Below are 11,146 nucleotides of genomic sequence, written 5' to 3' on the forward strand. Positions count from 1 at the left end.
CTACTCGAAGTGTGGCCGCACCTGGGTGTTCCACAGGCGCAGGAAGCGGCTCTTGTCGGCCACGCGGATGCTGAGCCAGAGCTTGTGCGCGCCCGCGGCGTGCGCCTCCTCCGCGTGGCGAATGAACTCCTTCGGCGAGCCGCAGACGGAGAAACGCTTCCGCAGATAGGGCGTCAGGCCCAGCTCGTCGCACAGATTGGCGTGATGGCTCGGCCCGAACTTGGCGTGCTCCATCGCATTGTACTCGGCGTGGATGCGCCGCACGGCGGGCTCGTACTCCGGCGGCAGGCGCTTGCCCTCCGTGGTGAAGCGGAACGCCAGGTTGGCGTAGGTCACCAGGGAGTTCTTGATGTCGTTGAGCGCGGTGGCGTCGTCCTCCGCCAGGTTGCCCATGACCAGCCACCAGACGTCAATGTCCTCCACTCTGCGCCCCGCCTCCTGCGCCCCTGCCCGCAGCTCGGCCAGGGAGTCCTGCACCACCTCCGGCAGCACGCCCGTGCCGATGATGACGCCGTCCGCGACGCGCCCGGCCATCCGCAGCGTCCTGGGGCCGGACGCCGCCACGTACACGGGCACGCGCCGTTTGACGATGGACAGCTTTATGGTCTTCCCCTGCCACTGGGTCTCGCCGCGGGCCTGCAGCTCATTGACCGCGCGGATGTAGTCCTCCAGATAGGCCACAGTGGACGGCTTCAGACTAATGTTGAACACGGCGCTGTCCCCCGTGCCGATGCCCAGGAAGGCCCTCTGGCCCGATACCTGGTCCACGCTGGCGATGGCCCCCGCGGTGACGGCGGGATGCCGGGTCAGCGGGTTGGTCACCCACGTGCCCAGGCGCAGGTTCTGCGTCGTCATGGCGGCGATGGTCATGCGCACGTACACGTCCGGGTAGATGGACTGCGAGTCGCCGATACCCAGCCCCCAGAAGCCGCACGTGTCCGCGACCTTGACATACTCCCGCCACTCCGGCAGGTTGTCGCCCGCGAAGAGGACGCCAAAGGACTTGCGCATGATGACCACCTCGGCGCTGACGTCATGTCAACGGATGATGTCAGACGTTCGTCTATTTCTCGTCCGCGGACGGTTGCTGCAGGAGTTGCAAGAGGTTGCCGTCCGGGTCGGCGAACGTCGCGATCCATCCGCCCCAGTGTTCCCGCTCCGGCGCGCGAATGAACGGGACGCCCCGCTCCGACAGGGTGCGATGGGCGTCCTGGATGTCCCGCACGCCCAGGTTCAGCATGATGCGATACGGGTCGCGGGCGCGGCCCCGCACGCGGCTGTGCTGGCCGATGCTCAGGCGCAGACCGTGGGGCAGGTCAAAGGCGGCGAACTCGGCCCGCTCCGAGTGCGCGGGAAGGCCCAGGGTGTCGCGGTAAAAGGCCGCCAGTCGCGTCACATCCTCCGTCCAGATGATGACGCCGACCATGTCCGTAATCATGGCATCGGTTGCCAGGCGGACGCCTCACTGGACTGGGCGACACGCCACACCACCGACTTGTCCGCGTCCGTCACCCAGACCTGGTAGGCGCCCCCGTCGCCTCCCGTGGTCGTGTAGGCGATCCATCGCCCATCCTGGGACCAGGAGACTCCGCCTTCGGACGCCGGGAACGTGGTGACCTGGCGCAGCCCAGAGGCGTCGTCGTTGACGATGTATAGCGCGTCTTCGCATTCGTTGGCGATGCACCCCACATAAGTGGTAAACGCCAGACGCTTGTTGTCCGGCGACCAGGTGGACTCTCGCACCGTTGTTGTGGAGGATGCAAGCTCCCGCGTTGCCAGTGTGTCCACGTTCACAACCCACAGGCTGCCCGCTCGGCTTCGCGCGGTAATAAACGCGATACGTGTCCCGTCCGGCGACCACGCGGGCGCGACGTGCTCTCCCGCGCTGGACGTGACGCGGGTCTGCCCGGAGCCGTCCGCACGCATGACGTAAATCTCGTAGTTGTTATCGCGGTAGGATATGAAAGCGATGCGCTTGCTGTCTGGCGACCAGACGGGGTCCCAGTCCCAGGCGGAAGTGGTCGTGAGGCGCGTCTGGCCCGAGCCGTCCGTGTTCATGGAGTAGATGTTCGGGTTGCCGTCCCGACGGGAAACGAAGGCGATGCGCCTGCCGTCCGGCGACCAGACTGCCTCGCGGTCGTCGGCGGGACTGGTGGTCAGGCGCGTCAGGCCGCTGCCGTCGGGGCGGATGGTGTAGATGTCTGTGTTCGCGTCAACGCGGGACGTGAAGACGATGCGCTTGCCGTCCGGCGACCAGGCGGGCTGCCAGTCCCAGCCGGGGTTATAGGTGAGGCGCAGAGCGTCCGTGCTGTTGGCCCGCGTCACGTAGATTTCGCTGTTGCCGTCCTGATTGGACACAAAGGCGATCAGAGGCTCCTGAGCGGCTGTGGCGCCGCGCGGCGCGGCAAGGGAGAGCAGAGACGCGACGGCCAGCGCCACGCCAGTCACGCGCGCCAGCCTGGCGCCTCGGAGGGACAGAAATCGAGCCATAGGGGTCTCCTTGCCGCGGGGTCTGCCCATTGTAGCGGAAAGGGCGAAGCGCCGCTACCGCCGCGCGCGTTCCTTGCGCCCGAAGGCGCCCAGGGACAGCGCCCTGTCCTCTTCCATGAGCTTGCGGATGTCCACAATCTGGTCGCGCAGCAGGGCGGCCTTCTCGAACTCCAGTTGCTTCGCCGCGTCCTTCATCTGCCTCTCCAGGTCGTGGACCAGCCGCAGCATCTCTTCCTTGGGCAACTCTCTGGTGACCGTGTACTTTTCCTTTTCCTCGGCCACCATGGTCTTGACGCGGTCTGTGATGTCCCGAATGGCTTTCCTGATGCTCTGCGGGGTGATGCCGTGGGCCTCGTTGTAGGACTGCTGGAGGCCGCGGCGGCGGTACGTCTCGTCTATGGCCTTGCGCATGGACGCGGTGATGGTGTCGGCGTACATGATGACGTGACCGTCCAGGTGACGGGCCGCCCGCCCGGTGGTCTGGATGAGGCTGGTGGCGCTGCGCAGGTAGCCCTCCTTGTCGGCGTCCAGGATGGCGATGAGGCTGACCTCCGGCAGGTCGAGCCCCTCGCGCAGCAGGTTAATGCCCACCACCACGTCGTATATGCCCAGGCGGAGGTCGCGCAGGATTTCTGTGCGCTGGAGTGTTTCTATCTCCGCGTGCAGGTGATGCACCTTGACCCCCATCTCCCGCAGGTAGTCCGCCAACTCCTCCGCCATGCGCATGGTGAGGGTCGTCACCAGGGCGCGCTGTCCATTTTGCACCCGCAGCTTGATCTGATGCAGCAGGTCGTCAATCTGGCCGTGAGTGGGCTTGACTTCAATGGTGGGGTCCAGGAGGCCCGTGGGCCGGACGAGCTGCTCCACCACCTGGGCGCTTGCGCCCAGCTCGTAGGGGCCGGGCGTGGCCGAGGTGAAGACGACCTGGCTGGTGCGCGCGTTGAACTCGTCGAAGCTCAGGGGCCGGTTGTCCATAGCCGAAGGCAGGCGGAAGCCGAAGTCCACCAGGGTCTGCTTGCGGGCCATGTCCCCGTGGTACATGCCGCGCACCTGGGGGACGGTCATGTGGGACTCGTCAATGACCAGCAGGAAATCGTCGGGGAAATAGTCCAGGAGCGTCCACGGCGGCGTCCCCACGGCGCGCCCGTCCAGGTGGCGGCTATAGTTCTCAATGCCGGGGCAGTAGCCCATCTCCCGCAGCATCTCCATGTCGTGGCGAGTGCGCTGCTCCAGCCGGGCCGCCTCCAGCACCTTGCCGCCCGCCTTCAGCGCGTCCATGCGCTGGGCCAGCTCCTGTTCGATGGTCCGCACAGCGCTCGTCAGCTTGTCCTGCGACGTGACCCAGTGCTTGGCGGGATAGATGGAGATGTCCTGGACCTCGCCCAGGAACTCGCCGGTCACGGGGTCCACGCGCAGGATGCGCTCCACCTCGTCGCCGAAGAACTCGATGCGGATGGCTATCTCATCGTAGGCGGGCTGCAGCTCCAGCGTATCCCCCCGGACGCGGAACTTGGCGCGGGCAATCTCCATGTCGTTGCGCTCGTACTGCATCTCCACCAGGCGGCGCAGGACACGCTGTCGGGGGTGCTTCTCCCCTTTGGCCAGATAGATGACGAACTTCTCGTACTCGGCGGGCGATCCCAGGCCGTAGATGCACGACACCGACGCCACGATGACCACGTCCCGCCGCGTCAGGATGGCGCGGGTCGCCGCGTGGCGGAGCTTGTCAATCTCCTCGTTGATGTCCGCATCCTTCTCGATGTAGGTGTCTGTCTGCGGGACGTAGGCCTCCGGCTGGTAGTAGTCGTAATACGAGACGAAGTACTCGACGGCGTTCTCGGGGAAGAACTCGCGGAACTCGGCGTAGAGCTGCGCGGCGAGCGTCTTGTTGGGGGCAAGGACCAGCGTGGGGCGCTGGACGCTCTCGACGACCTTGGCGACGGTGAAGGTCTTGCCAGAGCCGGTCACGCCCAGCAGCGTCTGGAAGCGGAGACCCTCCCGGAGCCCCGCGGCCAGCTTCTCGATGGCCTGGGGCTGGTCGCCCGTAGGCTCAAACGGCGAGACGACGTGGAATGAAGGCATACGACTGCATCACCTGCCTGGCGCACGGATGTACGAGAAGATGATACCACGCGGCGAGTTGCGGGTTGTCTCTCAAGCCACCCTGAGTCCGCGCACGGGCTATAATCGTATGGCGTGGACGCGGCTCGTCGTCTCATCGCTGAACCCGGCCCGTTCTCCGCCAGAGACCTGGAGGGGCGTTTGCCCGCCGCCAAATAGAAATCCACATCGGCGTCAGGCCGACGGTGAGAGGAGAAACAATGGCGATTAGTTTAGACCCGGAAGAGCAGGAGTGGGCTTCGGTCATGGCGCTTCGGCGTCGCAAGATTACCGAGAAGCAGAGGCAGACGTTCGTGAGGTACATGGGCGAAATCCTCACGGCGTGCGGCATGGAGGCGAATACCCAGGGGACAAGGGAAACGCCCCAGCGCTTCATTCAGGCCATGATTGACGCAACCGAAGGCTACGAAGGCGACCCGAAGCTTCTCAAGGTGTTCGAGACGGAGTGCGGCGGCGGGCCCGATTGCAAGCTGAGTCAGGTGATAGAGGGACCGATTACGACCTTCTCGCTCTGTGAGCATCACGCCTTGCCGTTCCAGGGGCGGGCTTATGTGGGCTACATCGCCCATGAGCACATCATCGGCATTTCAAAGCTCACGCGCCTTGTTCGCCTGTTCGCCAAGCGATTCACCGTGCAGGAGCGCATGGGCCGGCAGATCGCCGACGCTCTGGACGCCATGCTGAAGCCCCACGGCGTGGCGGTGTACGTGGAGGCCCATCACCTGTGCACTCAGATGCGCGGGGTCCGCGAAATCCTTCCTCTGACGCGCACGACGTTCTGGCGGGGCGCGTACGAGAATGACTACTCGCTAAGGGCCGAGTTCTACACCGCATGCGGGCTGCAGCGTTGAGCGACATCACCCCTCTGGAGCCGCTCTACGACGAGCCTCATGACGACGCCGTCGCCGTGCCTCTTCCCACGGAGATGGCGCGACTCTACGGGCAGCTCCAGTTTCGCGCGCATCCGGGCCGCCCCTATGTCATCAGCAACTTCGTATCCACGCTTGATGGCGTTACCGCGCTCGGCGGGCCCGACCAGTCGGGCGGCGGCGCCATCAGCGGCTTCAACGCCCATGACCGCATGGTGATGGGGCTGCTGCGCGCCGTGGCCGACGCCGTGGTCATCGGCGCGGGGACGCTGCGCGCCGACCCGGCCCACGTCTGGACCTCGGAGTTCATCTACGCTCCGCTCACCGCAGAGTACCGTGCGCTGCGCGCCGCGCTGGGGAAGCCGCGCCCGCCGCTCACCGTCGTCGTGACGGGGCGCGGGACTATTGACACGGCGCTGCCGGTCTTTCAGTTGGGTCAGGCGCCTGCCCTGGTCGTGACGACTCCCGAAGGCGCGGGGGAGCTACGGAAGCGCGGCCTCCCGCAGTCGTGCGCGGTGGCGGTCGCGGGCGACGACGGCCCCATCGCCGCGCGGGGCGTCGTGGACGCCATCGTGCGCCATCAGCGGAACGACATCATCCTCGTCGAGGGCGGCCCGCGCCTGCTGGGCGCGTTCTTCGAGGAGCGGCTTCTCGACGAGCTGTTCCTGACCGTCGCGCCGCAGGTCGCGGGGCGGGACGGCGGCGTCGAGCGGCCCGGTCTGGTCGCGGGCAGGCTGTTCGCGCCGGAGCGGCCCGTGTGGGGGCGGCTGCTCAGCGTGAAGCGCGGCGACTCGCACCTGTTCCTGCGGTACGGGTTTGGGGAGGAGTAGGGAGACTGGCCCTACACCCGCACCGGCACGCCGCGCTCCGCCAGGTAGCGCTTGACCTGCGCGATGGTGTACTCGCCGTAGTGGAAGATGCTCGCCGCCAGCACCGCGTCCGCCTTGCCCGCGACGATGGCGTCGTACAGGTGCTCCGGCGTGCCCGCGCCGCCGCTCGCGATGACCGGCACGGTCACCGCCTCCGAGACCGCTTTCAGCATCTCCAAGTCGTAGCCCGTCTTGTGGCCGTCCGCGTCCATGCTCGTGAGCAGGATTTCGCCCGCGCCCAGGCTCGTGCCGAACTGCGCCCACGCCACCGCGTCCAGGCCCGCGGGTTCGCGCCCGCCGTAGATGCAGACCTCCCAGCGGGAGTCGGGGGACAGCGCCGCCGGGCTGCACGACGACGGCGGCTTCGACGTCGTCAGCCGTCGCGCGTCAATCGCCAGGACGATGCACTGGTTGCCGAAGCGGTGCGCCCCGTCCATGATGAGGTTGGGGTCGTGGCACGCCGCCGTGTTGATGGCGACCTTGTCGGCCCCCGCCAGCAACATCCGGTGCATGTCCTCCACCGAGCGGATGCCCCCGCCGACGGTGAGCGGAATGAACACCTGCTCCGCCACGCGCTTCACCACCTCCACCATCGTGTCGCGGTGCTCGGCGCTGGCGGTGATGTCGAGGAAGACGATCTCGTCGGCGCCCTGCTTGTCGTAGTAGGCGGCCAGCTCCACGGGGTCGCCGGCGTCGCGCAGGTTGACGAAGGAGGTGCCCTTCACCACGCGGCCGCAGTCCACGTCCAGGCAGGGGATGATGCGCTTGGTCAGCATGTGTTCCTACTGCTACGGCTGGCCGACTTGCAGCTTGACGGCGATGCCCCTCTCCCTGTGCTGAAGAATGGGGCAGAACAGGTCGTATGTGCCGCGCTCCAGGCGCACGGAGAGCACGTCGTTGCCGCCCGGCTCAATTTCCCGCGTCTGTTTCCGGACGCCCTGCCCCTCTATGCGCAGGATGTGGCGCATGGCGCCGTTATTGCTGACCAGAAACACCACCTCTCCCGGAGGACGCTGCGTATCCTTGATCTCCAGCTTCCACTCGCGGAGGCTGACGCGGGCTTGATCCCCCTGCTGGGCGCAGCCGGCGGCCAGGAGCGCGAGGACGACCATGCCGATGGCGAAAAGCGCTATGCGTAACTTCATATCCGCATCGAAAACATGCCATCCATTGTAGCGCCGCGCGTGGCGCTCTGACAACAGGGCGCGCCCGGCTCTCGGCAGAGCGATTCTCATGCATTTGGGCTTAGTCATATGCGATACTCCATGCTATAATGCCCTAAAAGTGGAGGTTTTAAAAATGGCTACTTCTCGAAAGAACTCAGTATTTCTCAAGAAGCTTGACGAAAACTTAGATGATGTGCTTGGCCGCCCCGAAAGTCCAGCGTTAGTGACTGATTTGCAAAAAAGACTACCGAAAGTAAATGAACAAACATTGAAGCTTATAATCGCTGCTTCATTCGCAATCTTGGATACTATTGATACCGACTGATACCGACAAAAAATCGTTAGACATAGTAAATATTTTCTAGGGGATGGAATATGCCAATCGGGCTTGCTTCTGATCAACTTTTTAGCACATTTTTGGCAAGTATAGTAAACGTCTTGGTGAAACGGCAGGGCAATTTGCTGCCTTGAAAACAGGAAGAGAGATTTGGACTTAACCTGATTTTTGAGGCTGTGTCTTCCCATTTCTTCTGCACTTCAGCTTTGGAGATAGTATCCGTCACAGTAGCCCTATTCGGGTGATTTCATTAGTTAGCTGATAGCATATAAAGCGAAAATAAATAAGGCTATCTTCAATAGTTTTCCACCCCATTTTTGACCTGCATATTCACTGGAAACTCCTTCCGGCAATTCTAGGTTGAGCCATGCTTATCCTATCCTTTTACTCAGAGGCATAATCTATTCACGCTTTGCCTCCGAGTGAGGATAGTTTAATACCTTTGGGGAATAGGGTACACCCCGTTGCATGAGAACCGGCAAAGTGGTTTTGTTGACAGACCCACGGGGCGGTGGTAGGCTGGGCTTAGACCCATACCCCCTGGGTGGGGGTATGTCAGGAAAAGAAGAGGCGGCAGCGCCCGACAGTGATAGGGGGAGAGATGCAGACCAACACGCGCACCGAATGTTTGAAGCGCCTCAGCTTCATCGAGGGGCACCTGGCGGGCATACGCAAGATGATCGAGGAGGACAAGTACTGCGTGGACGTCCTCCGGCAGACCTACGCCGTCCGCAAGGCCATTGAGAAGATGGAGGCCCTGATGCTGGAGGGCCACATGCACTCCTGCGTGGTGCAGGGCATCAAGGATGGGCGTGAGAAGGAGATCGTCGGCGAGCTGATGGACCTGTACAACGTCGGCAGAAAGTAGGAGGCGCGCCGTGACGACTCAGGCGAAAGACACACAGGAGGTCGTCCTGCCCGTGGAGGGCATGACCTGCGCCTCCTGCGTCATGCATATCGAGGAGGCGCTCAAGGAGGTGCCCGGCGTGCAGGTCGCCGAAGTCAACCTGGCGACGGAGAAGGCGCGTGTGGAGTTCGACCCGGCGCGGGCGAAGCCGGAGGCGCTGGTGAAAGCTGTGCAAGACGCGGGCTACGGGGTGCGCGCGGAGAAGGCGACGCTCGGCATCGGCGGGATGACCTGCGCCTCGTGCGTCGCGCGTTTGGAGGAGGCCATCGGCCAGACGCCGGGCGTGCTCTCCGTCAGCGTCAACCTGGCGACCGAGCGCGCGCAGGTGGAGTACGTCCCCGGCGTCGCGGGCAGGGCGGCCTTCCGCAAGGCCATCGAGGACGCGGGCTATCAGATGCTCTCCGCGGAGGAGGGCGATGCCGTCGAAGCGGAGGCACGGCAGCGGGCGCGCGCCATGCGGGCGCTCAAGCGCAAGCTTATCGTCGCGCTGGGACTGGGCGCGCTCATCCTGCTCGGCTCCTGGCCCGTCGTTCCCGGCTTCCGCGACCTGCCCATGCAGACGCAATTCCTGCTCCTCTTCGCGCTGGCGACGCCCGTGCAGCTCTGGGCGGGCTGGCAGTTCTACGTCGGCGCGTGGGGCGCGGCGAAGCACCGCACGACGAACATGAACACGCTCATCGCCGTGGGCACCACCGCCGCGTACCTCTACAGCGTTGCCGCCACATTCATCCCCGCGCTCTTCGAGACGGCGGGCTTCAAGCCGGAGGCGTACTTCGACACCGCCGCCCTCATCATCGGCCTCATCCTGCTGGGCCGCTACCTGGAGGCGAAGGCCAAGGGCGAGACCTCCGAGGCCATCAAGAAGCTCATGGGCCTCCAGCCACGGACGGCGCGCGTCGTGCGGGGCGACGCCGAAGTCGAGATACCCATCGCCCAGGTGGCGGCGGACGACGTGGTCGTCATCCGCCCCGGCGAGCGCGTGCCCGTGGACGGCGAGGTGGTGGAAGGGCGCTCCGCCGTGGACGAGTCCATGCTCACCGGCGAGAGCATCCCCGTGGAGAAGGGCGCCGGAACGCCGGTGTACGGCGGCACGCTGAACAAGACGGGCAGCTTCAAGTTCCGCGCCACCAAGGTGGGCAAGGCGACGGTCCTCTCGCAGATCATCAAGCTGGTTGAGGAGGCCCAGGGATCCAAGGCGCCCATCCAGCGTCTCGCGGACAGGATATCGAGCTACTTCGTTCCCGCGGTCATCGGCATCGCGGCGCTCACGTTCGTGGTCTGGATGCTCGTCGGGCCGGAGCCGCGCCTGACCTACGCGCTGCTCAGCTTCGTCGCGGTTGTCATCATCGCCTGCCCCTGTGCGCTGGGACTGGCGACGCCCACCGCCATCATGGTGGGCACGGGCAAGGGCGCCGAGCACGGGGTGCTCATCCGCAGCGCGGAGGCGCTGGAGACGGCCCACAAGCTCAAGGCTGTGGTGCTGGACAAGACGGGCACTCTGACGCGCGGCAAGCCCTCGGTGACAGACGTGCTGACGACGGGCGTTGAGGAGCGGGAAGTCCTGCGGCTGGCGGCGTCGGCGGAGCGCGGCTCCGAGCACCCGCTGGGCGAGGCCATCGTGGGCCGCGCGCAGGAGCTTGGCCTGGCGCTGGCGGAGGCGACGGAGTTCGCGGCGGTCCCCGGCCACGGCATCGAGGCGCGCGTAGACGGACACGCGCTGCTGCTGGGCAATCGCAAGCTGATGGCGGACCGCTCGGTAGCGCTGGACGACCTGGCCGAGCGCGCGGAGCAGCTTTCGGCCCAGGGCAAGACGCCCATGTACGTGGCTATGGACGGGCGCATCGCGGGCGTCATCGCCGTCGCGGACACAGTCAGGCCGGAATCGAAGGAGGCGGTGGCGCGACTGCACCAGCTTGGCCTGGAGGTGGTGCTGCTGACGGGGGACAATCGCCGCACGGCGGAGGCCATCGCGAAGGAGCTTGGCATTGACCGCGTGCTGGCGGAGGTGCTGCCGGAGCAGAAGGCGGAGGTCATCAAACAGTTGCAGTCGGAGGGCAAGGCCGTGGCGATGGTCGGCGACGGCATCAACGACGCGCCCGCGCTGGCGCAGGCGGACGTCGGCATCGCCATCGGCACGGGCACGGACGTGGCGATGGAGGCGGCGGACATCACGCTGATGCGCGGCGACGTGCGCGGCGTGGCGGCGGCCATCGCTCTGAGCAAGTCCACGGTGCGGACCATCCGGCAGAACCTGTTCTGGGCGTTCTTCTATAACGTGCTGCTGATACCGGTGGCGGCGGGCGTGCTTTATCCCATCTTCGCCAGCGTCGGCGGCGTGCCCACGGCACTGCGTCCGCTCCTGGGCGAGTACGGCTTCCTGAACCCCA

11 protein-coding genes are annotated in these 11,146 nt (G+C 65.4%); 5 read left to right on the forward strand and 6 right to left on the reverse strand.

Translation table 11 applies throughout. The annotated features are described in order from the left end of the window. From Q7T26_11190 to uvrB, 4 genes are read right to left on the reverse strand one after another with little or no spacing between them, the layout of a single operon-like run. Positions 1-1,011: an LLM class flavin-dependent oxidoreductase gene (locus Q7T26_11190; protein MDO8532704.1), complete on the reverse strand. Its 1,011-nt coding sequence runs from the start codon at positions 1,009-1,011 to the stop codon at positions 1-3. Positions 1,012-1,063: 52 nt separating this feature from the next. Continuing rightward, positions 1,064-1,438 carry a VOC family protein gene (locus Q7T26_11195; protein MDO8532705.1) on the reverse strand — a complete coding sequence of 125 codons (375 nt, stop codon included), beginning with the start codon at positions 1,436-1,438 and terminating at the stop codon, positions 1,064-1,066. After that, positions 1,435-2,490 (reverse strand): hypothetical protein, encoded by a 1,056-nt coding sequence (locus tag Q7T26_11200; protein MDO8532706.1) that lies wholly within the window; start codon positions 2,488-2,490, stop codon positions 1,435-1,437. Before Q7T26_11200 ends, Q7T26_11195 begins: the two co-directional genes overlap by 4 nt. Before the next feature lie 54 nt (positions 2,491-2,544). Beyond that, entirely contained in the window at positions 2,545-4,572 is a 2,028-nt protein-coding gene (uvrB, locus tag Q7T26_11205; protein ID MDO8532707.1) for an excinuclease ABC subunit UvrB, read from the reverse strand. Positions 4,573-4,811: 239 nt separating this feature from the next. On the opposite strand from uvrB, the gene Q7T26_11210 reads away from it, so the two are divergent. Both Q7T26_11210 and Q7T26_11215 read left to right on the forward strand, forming a co-directional pair. Next, complete coding sequence (locus tag Q7T26_11210; GenBank protein ID MDO8532708.1) at positions 4,812-5,462, forward strand: GTP cyclohydrolase I; 651 nt, start codon at positions 4,812-4,814, stop codon at positions 5,460-5,462. Beyond that, positions 5,459-6,310 carry a dihydrofolate reductase family protein gene (locus Q7T26_11215; protein MDO8532709.1) on the forward strand — a complete coding sequence of 284 codons (852 nt, stop codon included), beginning with the start codon at positions 5,459-5,461 and terminating at the stop codon, positions 6,308-6,310. Before Q7T26_11210 ends, Q7T26_11215 begins: the two co-directional genes overlap by 4 nt. 11 nt (positions 6,311-6,321) lie before the next feature. Here the strand turns inward: Q7T26_11215 and hisF are convergent, their stop codons facing one another. Both hisF and Q7T26_11225 read right to left on the reverse strand, forming a co-directional pair. Then, complete coding sequence (gene hisF / locus Q7T26_11220; GenBank protein MDO8532710.1) at positions 6,322-7,125, reverse strand: imidazole glycerol phosphate synthase subunit HisF; 804 nt, start codon at positions 7,123-7,125, stop codon at positions 6,322-6,324. A gap of 12 nt (positions 7,126-7,137) precedes the next feature. Beyond that, positions 7,138-7,494: a hypothetical protein gene (locus tag Q7T26_11225; protein MDO8532711.1), complete on the reverse strand. Its 357-nt coding sequence runs from the start codon at positions 7,492-7,494 to the stop codon at positions 7,138-7,140. Positions 7,495-7,648: 154 nt separating this feature from the next. On the opposite strand from Q7T26_11225, the gene Q7T26_11230 reads away from it, so the two are divergent. The 3 genes from Q7T26_11230 to Q7T26_11240 all read left to right on the forward strand — a co-directional run. After that, complete coding sequence (locus Q7T26_11230; GenBank protein ID MDO8532712.1) at positions 7,649-7,840, forward strand: hypothetical protein; 192 nt, start codon at positions 7,649-7,651, stop codon at positions 7,838-7,840. Positions 7,841-8,453: 613 nt separating this feature from the next. Next, entirely contained in the window at positions 8,454-8,720 is a 267-nt protein-coding gene (locus Q7T26_11235) for a metal-sensitive transcriptional regulator (protein ID MDO8532713.1), read from the forward strand. 10 nt (positions 8,721-8,730) lie between these two features. Continuing rightward, on the forward strand, positions 8,731-11,146 hold a 2,416-nt coding region (locus Q7T26_11240; GenBank protein MDO8532714.1), incomplete at its 3' end, for a heavy metal translocating P-type ATPase.

Source organism: Dehalococcoidia bacterium, from assembly GCA_030648205.1.
Taxonomy (GTDB): domain Bacteria; phylum Chloroflexota; class Dehalococcoidia; order JAUSIH01; family JAUSIH01; genus JAUSIH01.

Coding starts and splice junctions, on each gene's coding strand:
- uvrB (MDO8532707.1), bottom strand. CDS start 4,572: ATGCCTTCATTCCACGTCGTCTCGCCGTTTGAGCCTACGGGCGACCAG.
- Q7T26_11195 (MDO8532705.1), bottom strand. CDS start 1,438: ATGATTACGGACATGGTCGGCGTCATCATCTGGACGGAGGATGTGACG.
- Q7T26_11200 (MDO8532706.1), bottom strand. CDS start 2,490: ATGGCTCGATTTCTGTCCCTCCGAGGCGCCAGGCTGGCGCGCGTGACT.
- Q7T26_11225 (MDO8532711.1), bottom strand. CDS start 7,494: ATGAAGTTACGCATAGCGCTTTTCGCCATCGGCATGGTCGTCCTCGCG.
- Q7T26_11210 (MDO8532708.1), top strand. CDS start 4,812: ATGGCGATTAGTTTAGACCCGGAAGAGCAGGAGTGGGCTTCGGTCATG.
- hisF (MDO8532710.1), bottom strand. CDS start 7,125: ATGCTGACCAAGCGCATCATCCCCTGCCTGGACGTGGACTGCGGCCGC.
- Q7T26_11190 (MDO8532704.1), bottom strand. CDS start 1,011: ATGCGCAAGTCCTTTGGCGTCCTCTTCGCGGGCGACAACCTGCCGGAG.
- Q7T26_11230 (MDO8532712.1), top strand. CDS start 7,649: ATGGCTACTTCTCGAAAGAACTCAGTATTTCTCAAGAAGCTTGACGAA.
- Q7T26_11235 (MDO8532713.1), top strand. CDS start 8,454: ATGCAGACCAACACGCGCACCGAATGTTTGAAGCGCCTCAGCTTCATC.